A 16,270-nucleotide genomic window follows, 5' to 3' on the forward strand; every position below is an offset into this window, starting at 1 on the left:
GCTTTGGTAACTCTTTAATAGCCTGCCGCGCACGCATATTAGAAAGTCGCATGTGCGACGAACGTTGCTTATTGATCTAGGCGCTCAATCACCGTCGCGATACCCTGACCAACCCCAATGCACATAGTAACCAGCGCATAGCGGCCACCACTGGCTTCAAGTTGGCGTAGGGCCGTCAGCGCCAAGCGTGCGCCGGAGGCCCCTAAGGGGTGGCCGATGGCAATCGCGCCGCCATTAACGTTTAAACGCGAGTCGTCAGAGGAAAGCCCCAACTGCTGCACGCAGCCGAGAACCTGCACTGCAAACGCTTCATTAATTTCGATCACGTCCATTTGTTCAAGGGTCAGTCCTGCACGCGCAAGCGCCTTTTGCGAAGCGGGTACCGGGCCCAAGCCCATCACTCGTGGTGCAACCCCGGCTACGGCACTCGCCACGATTCGAGCACGCGGCGTTAGCCCCACACGCTCACCGGCAGCCTGGGTGCCGACAATCATTGCAGCGGCGCCGTCGTTAAGGCCTGAGGCGTTGCCAGCGGTCACCACGCCACCTTCAAACAGTGTACCTAGCTTGGCAAGCTTATCTTCAGTGCTTTGTGGGCGTGGATGCTCGTCTTTATCCACTAGCAGTGGCGGCTGTTTGCGCCCTTGAGGAACCTCAACGCCAAATATTTCGCCGTCGTAGAAACCGGCGGCAAGCGATTTCGCATAACGCGCCTGGGAGCGAGCGGCAAACGCATCGCTGGCATCACGGCCAATGTTGAGGTCGTGGGCGATGTTATCGGCGGTTTCCGGCATGCTATGGCTGCCGTACTCCTTAGCAATCCAGGGGTTGGGAAAGCGTGAGCCGATCACCGTATCGTACATCGGCTGATTACGGGCGAACGGAGAGTCCGCTTTGCCAAGTACGTAGGGTGCACGGGACATCGATTCTACGCCACCGGCTAAAAACAGCTCGCCTTCGCCCAACCGTGCTGCACGGGCGGCGTCCATCATCGCTGCCAAGCCACTGCCGCAGAGACGGTTGACGGTTTGCCCGGCGACTTCAATGGGAAGGCCAGCGAGTAGCGCCCCGTGGCGGGCCACGTTACGAGAGTCCTCGCCTGCCTGGTTGGTACAGCCTGCCAGCACCTCTTCGTAACTCTCTGGCGCGAAAGGGTTGCGGGCTACCAACGTTTTGAGGGTCAGGCCCAGCAGTTCATCAGGCCGAATGGCCGCCAAGTTGCCGCCGTGGCGACCAAAGGGGGTACGGATGCCGTCGTAAATATAGGCGTCTTGCATGATGGTGCTCCTTGTTATTGGTGTAGACGTTAAGCGGTGGTTAGCGATACTTGTAGCGCGGCGCGGCGGCGCAGCCACGGGCTGGGGCGATAACGGGGGTCGCCGGTGGCCTCAAGCAAGTTATTGAGTATCGTCATAATGCGTGAAGCGCCGTAGTGGTCGCCCATGCCCAAGGGGCCAAACGGGTAGCCCAGGCCAAGCTCAACCGCACGGTCGATAGTCGCGGGTTCAGCGACGCCCTGCTGGGCAATATCGGCGCCGACATTAACGATGCAGGCAGTAATACGCTGAAGAACAAAACCGTTGCTGTCCTGGAGGGTGCTCACCGCCGTGCCGTCTTGATTGAGAAGGCTCTGTGCTGCTTGAATAAACGTGTCTTGGGTCAGCGGTGTCGTCATTAGGCTGCGGCGGTTATCGAGCCCCGCGAGCATATCCACGGCCACGCACTGTTGGGCGTCTAATCTCTGGCGCAGTGCGCAGCTGGTGGCGTCTTCGCCAAAGGGGGTCAGCAGGCAGAGCGCTTGTTCAGTGGGCTGCGGGCCGGTTTCTAATGGCCAGCCCGCCGTGTTGACCAGCTCAGCGAGAGCAGAGGCACTTTCGTGATCGTCTTGGCTAATCCACACAGGTCTTGGCGGCACAGCAGCAATGGCAGGCTCATCCGACATTTGCTGCCTACCTTCTATATAGCGGTAGAACCCTTCACCGGTTTTGCGCCCCAGCAAGCCCGCGGCCAAACGTTGCCGCGTTAACGGTGAAGGGCGAAAGCGAGGCTCTTCATAATATTGGTGATACACCGATTCCATCACCGCATGGGAAACATCGAGCCCGGTCAGATCAAGCAGGGTAAAGGGGCCCATCCTGAATCCACCCTGATCAACCATAATACGATCGATGGTCGCCGGGTCAGTCACGCTTTCCCCTAAAATACGTAACGCTTCGGTGCCGAAGGCACGCCCGGCGTGGTTGACCAGGAATCCCGGCGTATCGGTCGCCTGAGCGGTGAAGTGGCCCATGGCATCGCCCAGGGCATTCACCTGCTGGGTCACCTCTTCGGCGGTACGTAGGCCAGGGATGACCTCGGCAATTTTCATCAGCGGTACGGGGTTAAAGAAGTGAAAGCCGATAACCCGCTCCGGGTGCTGGCAGGCGGCGGCAATCGCTGTGACAGATAGCGATGATGTATTGGTCGCTAATACCGCTTGTTGGCTGATGATGTCTTCTAAGTCGCTGAACAGACCCTGCTTGGCCTCTAGCTTCTCAACAATCGCTTCGACGATTATGTCGCAAGGGGCCAGCGCGGCGAGCTCGCTTGCTTCGATCAACCGTTCACTGTACTGCTGAGCCTGGTCCTCACTAATGCGCTGCTTTTCGGCGCTTCTCTGCCATAGGCCATTAATAAAGGTTTTAGCTTCTTGTACGGCACCCTCTTTAACGTCGAACAGCATGACGTCTAGACCTGCCTGAGCAGCCAACTGCGCGATGCCACGCCCCATAGCGCCGGTGCCGACGATACCAAGCGTGTTAAAAGGGGAAGGTGTTGATTCGCTAGCCATGCGCTAAGTCCTCTCTGCAAATGGGTGCTATTTGGTGTTTTGATTCTGCATTGCAAAATAGAATTCCAATTATTGACTGTCATCCTAGGCTATGCAAAAGTGCCTGACAAGAATAGTGGACTATGGTTTTGCTATGCAGAACATGCGTACTGTCCACGCCCAGCGCTAACACTAATCATAAAAACCGTTGCCACCAGGAGCCGTCATGATCCGAGATCCCGAATTAATCAATCAGCTTGTCGATACCATCGGCCGTTTTGTCCGTGAGCGCCTAATTCCCAATGAGGCGAGACTGGCAGAAGATGATGCTGTGCCGCCGGAAATTCTATCGGAAATGAAAGAGATGGGGCTTTTTGGGCTATCGATTCCTGAAGAGTACGGCGGACTGGGGTTGACGATGGAAGAGGAGGCGTTGGTGGCGATGGAGATTGGCAAAACGTCGCCCGCCTTTCGCTCGGTATTTGGCACCAACAACGGTATTGGAGCCCAAGGTATTTTGATTGACGGCACCGACGAGCAGAAAGCTAAATATGTGCCGCGTTTGGCAACGGGGGAGATCCTCAGCTCGTTCTGTTTGACCGAGCCCGATTCAGGCTCCGATGCGGCCAGCCTGCGGACGACAGCGGTGCGCGACGGTGATCACTATATTTTGAATGGCACCAAACGCTATATCACCAACGGCCCCGAAGCTGATCTTTTTACCGTTATGGCGCGCACTGATCCTAATAATAAAGGCGCAGGTGGTATATCAGCATTTATTGTCGAAGGCGATACCCCGGGTTTAGTGCGCGGCCCGGCAGATAACAAGATGGGCCAGAAGGGTGCCCACACCTGCGATATTATTTTCGATAACTGCCGGGTACCCGCCGAAAACATTATTGGTGGTAAAGAGGGGCAGGGCTTTAAAACCGCCATGAAGGTGCTGGATCGCGGGCGGTTGCACATTTCTGCGGTCTGCGTAGGCGTGGCTGAGCGCTTGGTCGAAGAGTCATTGCGCTACACCATGGAACGCAAACAGTTTGGTGCTGCCCTTGCCGAACACCAATTGATTCAAGCCATGCTGGCAGATAGTAAAACCGAAGCCTATGCAGGCAAGACCATGGTGATGGATGCCGCGCGCCGTAAAGATGATAACGAAAACGTTTCGACGCTGGCCTCCTGCTGCAAACTGTTCTGCGCTGAGATGGTAGGGCGAGTGGCCGATCGCGCGGTGCAAGTTCACGGCGGCGCGGGCTATATGTCTGAGTACGCCGTTGAGCGCTTCTACCGTGATGTGCGGCTATTCCGCATTTACGAAGGCACGACCCAAATTCAGCAAATCGTGATTGCCCGGAATATGGTGCGGGAGGCGTCCTAATGGCTTTGTCGGTACCTTACCAAGCACCGGACGAGAATATTTTTGGGCGCCTCGCCAGCGAGCTGGTGGCTGAGCTTCCCGAACGACTCAGCACCCGCGTGCTTGAAAATGCTCAGCGCCTTGGCGATCGACCCGCTATTGTGGATGGCAACATACGCTTGAGCTATGCAGAGCTGGGTGAAGAAATACACGCCGCCTGTGATTGGTTAAGTGCTCTGGATATTCGCCCAGGCGACCGGATTATGACGGTAAGCGAAAACTGCCGCGCCCTGGTCGTGCTGCTGCTCGCCGCCAGCGAGATGAATGTCTGGGTGGCGATTGTGAATTCGCGTTTGTCTGCCCAGGAAGTCGATCTGATTCAGGGCAACTGCCTGCCTCGGCGAGTGTTCTACACTTGCGATGCATCACCAGAGGCGTGCCAGCACGCCGAGCGCCACGCCGCCGACCGCTACCAGCACCCTCAGTTGGGTGGGTTGGCGATTTCACCGCTTTACGACAGTGAGCCCGAGCCGGTCTACGCAAGTGGTGCCGAGCAGGTGGCAGCAATGATCTACACCTCGGGCACCACAGGCACGCCTAAAGGCGTCATGCTGACCCATCGCGGCATTCTATATATTGCCTCGATCTCCGGTGGTATGCGCCATTTAAGTGAAGGGCAGCGAGTATATGGCGTACTGCCCATGTCTCATGTGTTTGGTCTCTCTTCTGTGTGCATGGGATCGCTGTATAACGGTGCCTGCCTGTATACCGTGCCGCGTTTTGATGCCGCGCATATGTTAGATACGCTAAAGCAGGAGCGTATTACCGTGCTCCAGGGCGTGCCCGCTATGTATGCCCGGGCGTTAGAGTTCTTGAAACGCGAGCAGCGCACCCTGGAAGCGCCTGAGCTGATTTACATGTCTGCGGGTGGTTCGCCGTTAGACAGCGATACCAAAGTGCGTGTGGAAGCAGCCTTTGGCCTGACGCTACACAATGGCTACGGATTAACCGAGGCGAGTCCCACCATCAGCCAAACCCGTATTAATGATCGCCATGCCAACAGCACCGTTGGCCGCGTGCTCCCCCTGCTGGAGTATCGTCTGGAGCCTCTGAGCGATAGTGGCACTTCCGAGCAGCCTGGCGAAGAAGTGGGTGAACTGTGGGTGCGCGGCCCTAACATAATGAAAGGCTACTTCCGCCAACCGGAAGCTACCCGTGCCACCCTGACCGAAGATGGTTGGCTCAATACCGGCGACATTGCCAAGCTCGATCACGATGATCAACTGTATATCGTTGGACGTAGCAAAGAGCTGATAATCCGCTCGGGCTTCAACATCTACCCACCTGACGTGGAAGCGGTGATCAACGAGCACCCGGCAGTCACGCTAACCGCTGTGGTAGGGCGCCAGATCGCCGGAAACGAAGAGGTAGTGGCATTTGTGCAATGCGAGCCGGGCGTTGAGGTAGATCTGGCGGAGCTTAAAACGTTTATTGCTGAGCGACTGGCGCCTTACAAGCGACCCACTCAAATTGTTTTAATGGATACGCTGCCTTCCACCGCCAGTGGCAAAATTCTCAAGGGGCGGCTGCGTGACTTGGCGCAGCAGGAGAGCGCCTCATGAGCCAGCCGGATACTTCGCAACACGCACTGATGGGCTATCACGAACTGCTGGGTATGCAGGTGGTTGAATGGCACCAAGATCGCACCGTGGTTGAACTCACCATTGAGCCCAAGCACCTGAACCGCAGTGGCAATGTGCACGGTGGCGTGCTGACCTCGATGCTGGATAGTGCCCTGAGTCTGGCAGGCCTGCACTGTGAGGTGCCGGGCAATATTCGCCGGGGGATGACGCTGTCTCTGACGACCACGTTTGTGGGTCCCGCCCGGCAGGGTGTGCTGCGGGCAACGGGAATCCTGCGCGGTGGTGGGCAAAAAACCTATATGACCAGCGGTGAAATCACCGACGAAAAGGGCAATCTAGTGGCGATGGGTCAGGGGTCGTTTCGTCGTCGCAGCGGCAGTGAATCGCCTGAAGGACTTCCCGAGGATGCTTCTGAGTGAGCCTAGCCCGCCTACGGGTTTCTCTTTTACTGCTAGTGACCCTGGCAACGCTATTTCATTTGGTGATCGGCAGCCTGTTTGCACAGGCCTTTGGCGTTGCCGCGCTGCTGTTCTATTTAGCGACGCTTGGCGGCCAGCTAACCCGAATGGCCAAAGGGATATTGCTGGCCGCAGGGTTACTGTCTTTACTTGCGCTATGGCGTTCGCCGAACCCTGGCCCGCTGCTGTTTGAGGCCAGCGGGCGTTTTGCTTTTTTTGCCACCTTTGTGGTGGCGCTGAGTATGCTGCGCTTACCTGCCTATCGTTCCCGTTTGGTGCGCCGCAGCGGGCAGAGCATGCTGCTTCAACCGCCCAGCCGCCGTTACCCGATTTTGTCATCAGGCTCGGCGCTGTTTGGCATTATTCTCAATATCGGCGTGCTTAATCTGTTCGCTGCCATGATCGAAAAGAGCAACACGCTAGGTGCCGCTCAAGGCCGTGCTTGGGTGCGTGAGGCGCGCCAGCGGCGGATGATGCTGGCGCTACTGCGTGGTTTTTCCCTGGCGCCGCTGATTTCGCCCATGGGCATTGGGGTGGCGGTGGTGCTATCGAGCCTGCCCCAAGTTACCTGGCTTGAGCTAGCACCGTATATTTTGGGCGCCGCAGCGCTGATTTTTCTAGCGGGTTGGGCGGTGGATTACCTAACGGGGCCGCATCCGCCTGCCAATAAAACCCAGGCAACTATCCCTTCGTTACGCCCGCTGGCGCAGTTTAGTGTGTTGCTTATCGGTATTGTTGCGCTGGTGTTTAGTATTGCGTGGCTCTTAGAGCTTCGCTTACCGATTGCCGCGCTGTTGGGGGGGCCTACTGGGGCACTTCTATGGCTTGCCTGGCAGCGGCGTAGGCTAGGTTATTTTGGGCTGCCCGCTGCTGTAAGCGCTGTGCATCGCCAGTTACCATGGCTGCTGTCTCCCAGCGCAAATGAAATTGTGGTGTTGGGGGCGGCGGGTTATTTAGGGCACTTATGCGTTGGGCTAGTCGATACTCAGCAGTTGGCACCGCTATTAACGGTGTTAAACCAGTTGGGCGCCTTTAATGCTGTGCTTGCCATGCTAATGGTCGTTGGGCTTGCCCAGATAGGCGTTAATCCTATTGTGACGGTAACGCTGCTGGTGGGGTTGTTGCCACAGTTAGGCATTGAGGGGCTAACCCCTGCGCTGATAGGGGCATCGCTGATGGTAGGTTGGGCGCTGGCGCTAATGTCGTCGCCGATGACGGCATCAATGTTGATCCTATCGCGATTTACCGGCGTACCCGCCACTAAGATTGGCTACCGCTGGAACGGTCGCTTTTTGGTAACCTCGATTCCGCTGTTAGCAGCATGGTTTCTCTGGTCTCCTTTTTAAGAGAGTGCCAGCACAAGGAAGCGCTTGACCTTTGTTCGGCGTTTTTTTAATGTAAATTTTATAAAGTGAAATAATATTTTGCTATGCGGAATTAATTGAATTGATTAGCTAAGCATTTGGAGCCCGTCTTATGAAAATTCTCGCCGCGGTGAAACGCGTCATCGACTACAACGTCAAAATTCGTGTCAAAGCGGATCACTCTGACGTCGACCTTACCAACGTCAAAATGGCCATGAACCCCTTCTGCGAAATTGCCGTGGAAGAAGCGGTACGCCTGAAAGAGAAGGGCGTCGCCACCGAAGTGGTCGCCGTGACGGTCGGCCCCAAGGCGGCCCAGGAACAGCTGCGCACCGCGCTGGCGCTGGGGGCGGATCGCGCCATTCACATTGAGACTGACGAGCGCGCCGAATCACTGGCCGTGGCCAAGCTGCTGGCCAAGGTGGTCGATGAAGAGCAGCCGGGCATGGTCATCCTCGGCAAGCAGGCCATCGACACCGACAATAACCAGACCGGCCAGATGCTCGCCGCCTTGACCAACCTGCCCCAGGGCACCTTTGCGTCAGAGGTAGCCGTCGACGGTGACAAGGTTCACGTGACGCGGGAAATCGATGGCGGCCTGCAAACCATCGCTCTGACGCTGCCAGCGATTGTCACGACCGACCTGCGCTTGAACGAGCCGCGCTACGCCAAACTGCCGGATATCATGAAAGCCAAGAAAAAGCCCATGGATGTGAAGACCCCCGCCGATTACGGCGTCGAGGTGGCGTCCAAGGTGAGCCTGGTGAAAGTCGAATCCCCCGCCGAACGCAAGGGCGGTATCAAAGTGGCCTCGGTCGACGAGCTGATTGACAAACTGAAAAACGAAGCCAAGGTTCTTTAAGGTCGGTTCTTTACACCCCGTACTTTGAGACAAGTTCTTCGAGACAAGCGCTTTGAAAGGAGCTGATTTTATGAGCATTTTGGTACTTGCCGACCTTCATGAAGGCCAGCTGGCGGGCGCCACGGCCCACGTCGTGGCCGCGGCTAAAGCCATTGGTGGCGATATCGACGTTCTTGTCGCCGGTGAAGGCGTTCAGGCCGCGGCCGAGGCGGCGGCCAAGCTTGATGGCGTGAGTAAAGTACGCGTTGCGGATAACGCCGTTTACGCCCACCAGCTTGCCGAGCCCATGGGCGCACTGCTGGTCGAACTGGCCGATGGCTACACCCACGTACTGGCCAGCGCCTCCACCACCGGCAAAAACGTGCTACCGCGTCTGGCGGCCTTGAAAGACGTCAGCCAGCTTTCCGATGTGCTTGCCGTGGATAGCGCTGACACCTTCAAGCGCCCGATTTACGCCGGTAACGCCATTGCGACCGTCAAGAGCGACGACGCGCTGAAAGTCATTACCATACGTACCACCGGCTTTGATGCCGTGGGCGACGGTGGCAGCGCCCCGATCGAAGCCGTTGATACCGTGGTCGACAACGCCCAGTCCAGTTTCGTCAAACAGGAGCTGGCCGAGTCGGACCGCCCGGAGCTTGGCGGTGCCAAGGTCGTCATCTCTGGCGGTCGCGGCATGGGCAATGGCGAGAACTTCAAGCTGCTGGATGGCATTGCTGACAAGCTGGGGGCGGCGATTGGTGCCTCCCGCGCCGCGGTTGATGCCGGCTTTGTCCCCAACGATATGCAGGTCGGCCAGACCGGCAAGATCGTTGCCCCGGATCTGTATATCGCCGTGGGCATCTCCGGTGCCATTCAGCACCTGGCGGGCATGAAAGACTCCAAGGTGATCGTCGCGATCAATAAAGACGACGAAGCGCCGATCTTCCAGGTCGCGGATTATGGCCTGGTGGGCGATCTGTTCGAGATCCTGCCGGAGCTGGAAAGCAAGCTGTAAACGCCTTGAAAAGAGTCTCGTAAAAGCCCCGTAAGGGGCTTTTTAGCGACTTTACAATAATAACCCAGCGAGTTGCCTATGCTAACGCGTCTAACCGCTTCGTTAACTCTGCCGGTTATCGGCTCTCCGATGTTTATCGTCTCCGGGCCTGAGTTGGTGATTGCCCAGTGCCAGGCGGGCATTATGGGTGCTTTCCCCGCGCTCAATGCCCGCCCAGCGGAGGTGCTGCGCGAGTGGCTGGAGCAGGTCACCCAAACCCTGGCTGATTATGACGAGCGTCATCCAGAACAGCCTTCAGCGCCCTTTGCGGTTAATCAAATCGTCCACCCTACCAATGATCGTTTAGAGCACGATGTGGCGCTGTGCGCCGAGTTTAAAGTGCCGCTGGTGATCACCAGCTTGCACGCGCCTAATCGTGTAGTGGAAAAGGTACACGCCTATGGCGGCTTGGTCTTTCATGACGTTACTACGCTGCGTCATGCTAGGAAAGCAGTGGATGCAGGCGTCGATGGATTGATACTGGTGTGCCACGGTGCGGGCGGTCATGCCGGGCGTTTAAATCCCTTTGCCTTTGTGGCCGAGGTGCGCCGCTTCTATGACGGGCCGCTGGTGCTGGCGGGGGCGATCACCAAAGGCGAGCAGATCGTTGCCGCCCAGGCGCTAGGCGTCGACTTGGTGTATATGGGCACGCGTTTTATTGCCACTCAAGAGGCCAATGCTCAAGCCGCCTACAAACAGATGGTGCTGGACGCTGCAGCGGGAGACATTGTCTATACCAACCTGTTTACCGGCGTGCACGGTAACTACTTGCGACAAAGCATTGAAAAGGCGGGATTAGACCCTAATGCGCTGCCTGAAGGCGATAAAAGCTCGATGCGCTACGGCTCAGGCGGTAGCAGTAAAGCAAAAGCGTGGCGGGATATTTGGGGCGCAGGGCAGGGCGTGGGTAGTATTGCCACACTGAATAGCGTGGCCGAAGAAGTCGCCACGCTACGCGCAGATTATCAGCAGGCGCAGAATCATTTACGGCGGCTTTGACGAAACGCCGCCACTCGCATCTGGAAATCCTCAGAGGCCTTGCACTGATCCTGTAGCTCGCCCTCTAACGCCATTGTGTCACTCAACGATCGCTGTGCGGCTTCACGCAGCGCGCGTTTGGTGGCACTTAACGCCTGAGGCGATTGACCCACCAGCGCTTGGGCCAACGAACGCACTTCTGCTAGCACCTGGTGATCTTCAACGACCCGGTTAGCCAAGCCGAGCGCCACGCAGCGCTCACCCGAAATGGGGGTCGCCAAGGCGGCCATCTCAAACGCCTGGGCGTGACCAAGCTTGCGTACCAGATGCCAGCAGGCGCCGCCGTCGGGGATCAAACCGATATTGATAAAGGCAAGCTTCAAGTAAGCGGAACGGCCCATGACCACCATATCGCTGGCCAGCACATAGGAAACCCCTATGCCTGCCGCGGCGCCACTAACCGCTGCAATCACCGGCTTTTCCATCGTCATTAAACTGCGCAGGGCGGGCAGAAAGAGCTTTTCCAGCCGCTCGCTGGCGGGCTGAGACGTCGCCTTCTCAAACTCCGACAGATCAGCCCCCGCACAAAACGCGCTGCCCTCACCGCGCAGAATGACGCAGCGAACCCGTTCATCAGTCGCTACCGCCGCCAGCGCTTGATTGAGCGCCAAGGCGGTGGTTTCATTCAGGGCATTGCGGACTTCTGGGCGCGCAATCGCTACTTCGACAACGCCGTTTTCATTAGCGCTGACAGTGACTAATTCGCCGGTGCGATCGGACATATCATGCTCCCTAGGCAACGCTTAACAGATCACTGACCGTTTCGAGATGGTAGTCGCTATCGCCCAGGTAGTGATCGAACATCACCAGGTGCTTGGCGTAGTTCGCGACATAGCACTCTTCGGTCATGCCCATTGCCCCATGAAGCTGGATGGCCTGTTCGGCAATAAAGCGCGCTGATTCGCCACAGTACGCCTTGGCCGCGGCAATTTTGTAATCCCGCTCGCTGGCAGGCAGGGTAAGGCTGGTTGCCGCTAAAATCGCCATGGAGCGGGATTGCTCCAGGTGTAAGTGCATATCCACCATGCGGTGTTGCAGCGCCTGGAAGGTGGATAGTGGCAGGCCAAACTGCTTGCGCTCTTTAAGATAGGCCAGGGTTTGGTCGCAGGCTTCTTCCATTGCGCCGATGGCTTGAGCGCAGATTGCCGCGCGACCTAGGGCCAGAACCTCGGCCAGCGCATCGCTGATATCTTCGCTCAGGCAATGGGCTAACGGCAGTGTAACCTTGTCTAGCGTGAGATCACCGGCAGCTTGGTCGTCGATAGTGCAATAAAGGTGCGACGATGCGCCGGGCGCACCCCTGGGCACAATGAATAGCCCTAATTTGCCGCTCTCCAACTGTGCCGTGACCAGCGTAGCTGCCGCCGCTTCGAGGTTCAGAACGACATCTTTTCTGCCATTTAACTGCCACTGACCGTCTTGCTGTTTAGCTTGGGTAGATACCGTAAAGGCATCATAGCGGGTGCTATATTCCTGCCAGGCAAACGCCAATTGGTGTTTGCCCTCAAGTAGTGGGGTTAGCCAGTGTTTCTGCTGCTCGCTGTTAGCGGTCAGGGCCAATAACTGGCCGGGTAGCACAAGGCCCGCAAGATAATGTTCTGGCACCAGGCCTCGCCCGAGTGCCTGCATAATAATCATCAGGTCGGTGCCATCGCCACCCAGCCCACCTACGTCTTCACTAAAGGGCATATGCAGTAGGCCAAGCTCAGCAAAGGTGCGCCAGAGTGCAGAGGCACCTTCGGGGGCAGCGGCAAGCATCGCACGGCGCTGCTCTGCGGAAACCTGATCGTCCACTAAGCGAGAGAGCGTCTCTTCGAGCATGCGTTGCTCGTCGGTTAAAGCAAAATCCATGGTGACTTCCTCACATAGCTAAAATAGTTTTGGCGACAATACTTTTCTGTATTTCGTTGGAGCCGCCATAAATCGACAGCTTGCGGCGATTGAAGTATTGAGCACTGGCGGAGGCGCTTTGGGCGCGCTCATCGTCCAGGCTGGCATCACCATGCAGGAAGTCGGGGAAGAACGGCAGAGCAGCAGGGCCAAGGGCGCGGCGGGTGAGCTCGCTTAGCTCCTGGCGCAGCTCTGAGCCACGCACTTTCAGCAGCGAGCTTTCTGCGCCGGGCACGCCGCCATCCCGGGCTGCGGCTATCACGCGTAGATTGGTTACTTCCAGCGCCATCAGCTCAAGCTCGGCTTTGACCACCCGCTGGCGGAAACTGGGCAGGTCCAACAGCGGTTTGCCACGATGCTCAACCCGGCTGGCGAGAGACTTCAGGTGGCGCAATGCCTGCTTGGCGTGGCCAAGCCCTGCAATGCCGGTGCGTTCGTGGGTGAGCAGGAATTTGGCGCAGGTCCAGCCCTGGCCCTCTTCTCCGACGCGGTTTTCAACCGGCACCCGCACGTTGTCTAAAAAGATTTCATTAACTTCGTGGGCACCGTCCAGGGTAATAATGGGTCGTACGGTAATCCCCGGCGTTTGCATATCGATCAACAGAAAGCTAATGCCCGCCTGCTTTTTAGCCTCTGGGTCGGTACGCACTAGGCAAAACAGCATGTTGGCGTGCTGGCCCAAGGTGGTCCAGGTCTTCTGACCATTGACGATATAGTGGTCGCCATCGCGTACCGCGCGGGTATTCAGACCTGCCAAATCGGAACCCGCACCGGGCTCTGAGTAGCCCTGGCACCACCAATCCTGATTGCTCAAAATGCGCGGCAGATAGTGCTGTTGCTGTTCGATACTGCCGAATTTCATGATGACCGGAGCCACCATGTTGACGCCGAAAGGCACGACCGTCGGCGCGTGGGCCGCGGCGCACTCTTCATCAAATATATGCCGCTGTACCGGTCCCCAGCCTGGTCCGCCGTGCTCTTTTGGCCAGTTAGAGGCGAGCCAACCCTGTTCGCTGAGAATGTTCTGCCAGCGTAGATGATCATCAGCGCGCAGGTGGCGGCCCAAGCGCACGCGTTCGCTAATATCGCTGGGTAGCGCATCGGCTAGAAAATGGCGTACCTCTGCACGGAATGCCTGCTCTTCGGGGCTAAAAGTGAGGTTCATTAATGTGTTTCCTTAAGGGTTGCCTGGCGGTGAGGCCCACCTAGATGGCGCGGATAGCCCAGTGCCTCTACCCCCAGCAAATCGATGTCACTCTCGCGGTAACAGAAGCCGTTTTTGGCGATACTGAGGCTCGCCTGTTCTAAAGCGGATTGCCGTCCGCTGCCTGATGCTTCTTTAATTTCAGCGTGCATGGTATTCAGCAGGCTTTGTCGTTGGCTGACCATGACGTTGGCTTTTAGCGTCTTTAAGGTGAGGGCAGCCTGCTGCTGGATCAGTGGCTCTGCACTTAAGTTGACCAGCTCTACCATGCTGCCGCCCTCGGGGATGACTAACTGTAATGCTGCCTCAGTCCCGCTGCTGATGCCGATCTCGTCCAGTTTGATGACGGGGCATCCCACGGCAGCATCCATGGGCGTATTCGGCGCCAGTAGACATAGCTCGGTGGCAGCGTCAGGTGCGCTAGTGAGGGTAATCCCCGCCCGTTGAGCGGCTTTTTGCAGGCGCTCGAATAGCGGATGCTCGCCCATTAGGGCGACGCGATTAAAAGCCTTGGCGTTGTCAATATTTGGCACTAAGTGAGGGCTGCGCGCGGCAAAAAACAGATGAATGAGTCCGGCGCGTTGGGGGGAGTCCATACAGGCCAAAAACAGTTCCCGCTCGCTGCGCAGGCCATCTTGAAGCGTTTCAGCCGTCACGCAGGCCTCCACCGCTTCAACAATGCGAAACGGCGAGAAGAGATCGGGAGATTCTTGGTGAAGACGCGACAGCGTAGAGTCGATCGCCTGGGGATCAGCTGAAGGAGGTGGTAGTTGACCAGTGATGCGCGACGTTTGGTTACCTGCCAGTACCTCTTTAGCTGCCGCTAGGCCCGCGTCAAGCGGCGTTTCTGCATTGCTGATGGCGTCGATAATGCCCGCCTCCAAGGCTTCCTCAGCCTCTACAAAGCGCCCGCTGGTAATCATCTCTAATGCGGGCTCAACGCCCACTAAGCGCGGCAAACGCTGGGTGCCACCGGCACCAGGCAACAGACCAAGCTTTACCTCTGGTAGCCCTACGCGGGCTCCCGCCAGCGCGACTCGGTAGTGGCAACCTAGTGCCACTTCTAAACCGCCGCCCAGGGCTGTGCCATGTAGCGCGGCAATCAGCGGTTTTGGGCAGGCTTCCAGATGGGTGATCACATCGGGCAGTAGAGGGTCTTGAGGCGGCTTGCCGAACTCACGAATATCCGCTCCGGCAATAAAGGTGCGGCCATCGGCTAGCACGACCAGCGCTTTAGCATCTGCGTCAGTAATACCCTCGTCAAGCGCATCGACTAAGCCACGGCGTACCGCACGACTCAAAGCATTGACCGGCGGATTGGTAATTTGAATAACGCCTATGTCGCCGTGGCGCTGGTAATGAACGGACATTGCTTGCTCCCATATTTCGCTTTGCGGAATAAATAGCCGCCCGCTGGCGGCTTATACAGTCGTCACGATCAAGTGTTAGAAGACGGGGTTAAGCCCGGCCTCTTCAAGCGCTGTACGACGCGTCTCCATCCATCCCGCTATAAACGCTTCTTCATCATCCGGCGCCTCAGCCTTATAGTCCTGCCACGTTTCCATTAGCAGCGTTTGGCGTTCAACCAGGGCGTTCTGGTGCTCTTCCATCTCGTCTGTCCAGATGCCAGTTTCTCGGTAATAGTCGACCACCGCATCGTGGAAAGGCACTACCCAGGTCATATTCTGGTTTTCCAACGCATAGCCGCTGGCGCCGGGAGCGTTGTCCTTATATTCGTCAAAGGACTCGACCAGCGTGGTGATCAAGCCACGAACGGTTTCAGGGGCAAGATCGGCATTGCTGACCATGATGGGGTAGGGATAGCTGGCGCTGGCAAGCGGCTGATCGGCATCAATACCTGCCCCCGAGGTCACGGTGTGTGGCTGAAAGTAGGGCGCCACGTCGAGCATGCGTTCCCAACCGGCTTCATCTTCAGCGGGTAATTCAGGCCACTGAAGCCCGCGTGGGCTTGCCGTAAGACGCTGTGCCGCTGGCGTGACCGTTGTGGTGATGGCGGCATCGGCACGGTCGCTGATAATCCCATCGAAGGCGGCGTTATAGCCGGGGAAGTCGACGCGTTCAACGTCGTCCCAGGTTAACCCGGCAAATGCCAGATACGCCTCGGCGGCTTTGTTTAGCGCGTCATCACCGCGCAGGTAAGCCAGCCGCTTGCCCTCTAGGTCAGCGATTGAGTCGATCTCAACGTCGCCGGCCACCGCCATGCCTAGCCCAAAGGTCGCCATCGAGATTGAAATGACGCGGATGGGCTGAGGCCCCCAATCAGGTCTGGCAAACATCATTACGCCTTCGGAGCCGTAGTAGCTGGCGATGCCGCAGGCGCAAAGATCAACGCGACCCGTTTTTAATGGCGTCATGCGCATGGTGTCATTTTCACCGGGGATCACCCGCGACTGGGTGCCATGCTCTTCCTGCAGCAATTGGCTAATTGCCATGATTTGCGCGTTGCCGCTGGTGCCTGTGCCATAAGCGGTCCAGTTAAGGGTGCTGGGCATGGCGTTGACATGACTGGCGAGCAGCAGCATTCCAGCTACCACGCTGCCAACTGCGAGAGGGCGTCTTGTTATTGTGTGCATAAATTTCCTTGTGTG

Annotated in this window: 14 protein-coding genes; 7 read left to right on the forward strand and 7 right to left on the reverse strand. The window is 57.5% G+C overall.

Features of this window, described 5'->3' with window-relative positions:
• Positions 1-68: 68 nt before the first annotated feature.
• Positions 69-1,277 carry a 3-oxoadipyl-CoA thiolase gene (locus R3F64_RS04805; RefSeq protein WP_085920040.1) on the reverse strand — a complete coding sequence of 403 codons (1,209 nt, stop codon included), beginning with the start codon at positions 1,275-1,277 and terminating at the stop codon, positions 69-71.
• Positions 1,278-1,306: 29 nt separating this feature from the next.
• Complete coding sequence (locus R3F64_RS04810) at positions 1,307-2,830, reverse strand: 3-hydroxyacyl-CoA dehydrogenase (RefSeq protein ID WP_085920041.1); 1,524 nt, start codon at positions 2,828-2,830, stop codon at positions 1,307-1,309.
• Positions 2,831-3,035: 205 nt separating this feature from the next.
• On the opposite strand from R3F64_RS04810, the gene R3F64_RS04815 reads away from it, so the two are divergent.
• The 7 genes from R3F64_RS04815 (at position 3,036) to R3F64_RS04845 (ending at position 10,528) form a co-directional block, all read left to right on the forward strand.
• Entirely contained in the window at positions 3,036-4,187 is a 1,152-nt protein-coding gene (locus R3F64_RS04815; RefSeq protein WP_085920042.1) for an acyl-CoA dehydrogenase family protein, read from the forward strand.
• Positions 4,187-5,788, forward strand: a complete 1,602-nt coding sequence (locus R3F64_RS04820; protein ID WP_085920043.1) for a class I adenylate-forming enzyme family protein — start codon at positions 4,187-4,189, stop codon at positions 5,786-5,788. The genes R3F64_RS04815 and R3F64_RS04820 overlap by 1 nt, the downstream gene beginning before the upstream one ends.
• On the forward strand, positions 5,785-6,228 hold the full coding sequence (locus R3F64_RS04825; protein ID WP_085920044.1) for a PaaI family thioesterase: 444 nt from the start codon (positions 5,785-5,787) through the stop codon (positions 6,226-6,228). Before R3F64_RS04820 ends, R3F64_RS04825 begins: the two co-directional genes overlap by 4 nt.
• On the forward strand, positions 6,225-7,613 hold the full coding sequence (locus tag R3F64_RS04830; RefSeq protein WP_332610115.1) for a hypothetical protein: 1,389 nt from the start codon (positions 6,225-6,227) through the stop codon (positions 7,611-7,613). The genes R3F64_RS04825 and R3F64_RS04830 overlap by 4 nt, the downstream gene beginning before the upstream one ends.
• 130 nt (positions 7,614-7,743) lie before the next feature.
• On the forward strand, positions 7,744-8,493 hold the full coding sequence (locus R3F64_RS04835; protein WP_332610117.1) for an electron transfer flavoprotein subunit beta/FixA family protein: 750 nt from the start codon (positions 7,744-7,746) through the stop codon (positions 8,491-8,493).
• Positions 8,494-8,563: 70 nt separating this feature from the next.
• Entirely contained in the window at positions 8,564-9,490 is a 927-nt protein-coding gene (locus R3F64_RS04840; protein WP_332610119.1) for an electron transfer flavoprotein subunit alpha/FixB family protein, read from the forward strand.
• Between the two features lie 78 nt (positions 9,491-9,568).
• Entirely contained in the window at positions 9,569-10,528 is a 960-nt protein-coding gene (locus R3F64_RS04845; protein WP_085918056.1) for an NAD(P)H-dependent flavin oxidoreductase, read from the forward strand.
• Here R3F64_RS04845 and R3F64_RS04850 read toward each other — a convergent pair.
• The 5 genes from R3F64_RS04850 to R3F64_RS04870 form a co-directional block, all read right to left on the reverse strand.
• Entirely contained in the window at positions 10,510-11,289 is a 780-nt protein-coding gene (locus R3F64_RS04850; RefSeq protein ID WP_308323142.1) for an enoyl-CoA hydratase/isomerase family protein, read from the reverse strand. The two genes, R3F64_RS04845 and R3F64_RS04850, sit on opposite strands and share 19 nt — an antisense overlap.
• A 10-nt stretch (positions 11,290-11,299) precedes the next feature.
• A complete protein-coding gene (locus tag R3F64_RS04855; protein ID WP_332610126.1) occupies positions 11,300-12,418 on the reverse strand; it encodes an acyl-CoA dehydrogenase family protein in 1,119 nt (372 codons plus the stop codon).
• A gap of 10 nt (positions 12,419-12,428) precedes the next feature.
• Positions 12,429-13,622 (reverse strand): acyl-CoA dehydrogenase family protein, encoded by a 1,194-nt coding sequence (locus R3F64_RS04860; protein WP_085918059.1) that lies wholly within the window; start codon positions 13,620-13,622, stop codon positions 12,429-12,431.
• Positions 13,622-15,031, reverse strand: a complete 1,410-nt coding sequence (locus R3F64_RS04865) for an enoyl-CoA hydratase/isomerase family protein (RefSeq protein ID WP_332610128.1) — start codon at positions 15,029-15,031, stop codon at positions 13,622-13,624. Before R3F64_RS04865 ends, R3F64_RS04860 begins: the two co-directional genes overlap by 1 nt.
• Before the next feature lie 75 nt (positions 15,032-15,106).
• Positions 15,107-16,255 carry a TAXI family TRAP transporter solute-binding subunit gene (locus R3F64_RS04870; protein ID WP_332610129.1) on the reverse strand — a complete coding sequence of 383 codons (1,149 nt, stop codon included), beginning with the start codon at positions 16,253-16,255 and terminating at the stop codon, positions 15,107-15,109.
• Between the last annotated feature and the right edge of the window lie 15 nt (positions 16,256-16,270).

The sequence above is a fragment of the Halomonas sp. 5021 genome, from assembly GCF_036663435.1.
GTDB classification, from domain to species: domain Bacteria; phylum Pseudomonadota; class Gammaproteobacteria; order Pseudomonadales; family Halomonadaceae; genus Vreelandella; species Vreelandella janggokensis.

Bases quoted from the DNA above. Each gene is read 5' to 3' on its own strand.
- R3F64_RS04820 (WP_085920043.1), top strand. From the start codon at position 4,187: ATGGCTTTGTCGGTACCTTACCAAGCACCGGACGAGAATATTTTTGGG.
- R3F64_RS04860 (WP_085918059.1), bottom strand. From the start codon at position 13,622: ATGAACCTCACTTTTAGCCCCGAAGAGCAGGCATTCCGTGCAGAGGTA.
- R3F64_RS04865 (WP_332610128.1), bottom strand. From the start codon at position 15,031: ATGTCCGTTCATTACCAGCGCCACGGCGACATAGGCGTTATTCAAATT.
- R3F64_RS04815 (WP_085920042.1), top strand. From the start codon at position 3,036: ATGATCCGAGATCCCGAATTAATCAATCAGCTTGTCGATACCATCGGC.
- R3F64_RS04870 (WP_332610129.1), bottom strand. From the start codon at position 16,255: ATGCACACAATAACAAGACGCCCTCTCGCAGTTGGCAGCGTGGTAGCT.
- R3F64_RS04845 (WP_085918056.1), top strand. From the start codon at position 9,569: ATGCTAACGCGTCTAACCGCTTCGTTAACTCTGCCGGTTATCGGCTCT.
- R3F64_RS04855 (WP_332610126.1), bottom strand. From the start codon at position 12,418: ATGGATTTTGCTTTAACCGACGAGCAACGCATGCTCGAAGAGACGCTC.
- R3F64_RS04840 (WP_332610119.1), top strand. From the start codon at position 8,564: ATGAGCATTTTGGTACTTGCCGACCTTCATGAAGGCCAGCTGGCGGGC.
- R3F64_RS04835 (WP_332610117.1), top strand. From the start codon at position 7,744: ATGAAAATTCTCGCCGCGGTGAAACGCGTCATCGACTACAACGTCAAA.
- R3F64_RS04850 (WP_308323142.1), bottom strand. From the start codon at position 11,289: ATGTCCGATCGCACCGGCGAATTAGTCACTGTCAGCGCTAATGAAAAC.
- R3F64_RS04810 (WP_085920041.1), bottom strand. From the start codon at position 2,830: ATGGCTAGCGAATCAACACCTTCCCCTTTTAACACGCTTGGTATCGTC.
- R3F64_RS04825 (WP_085920044.1), top strand. From the start codon at position 5,785: ATGAGCCAGCCGGATACTTCGCAACACGCACTGATGGGCTATCACGAA.
- R3F64_RS04805 (WP_085920040.1), bottom strand. From the start codon at position 1,277: ATGCAAGACGCCTATATTTACGACGGCATCCGTACCCCCTTTGGTCGC.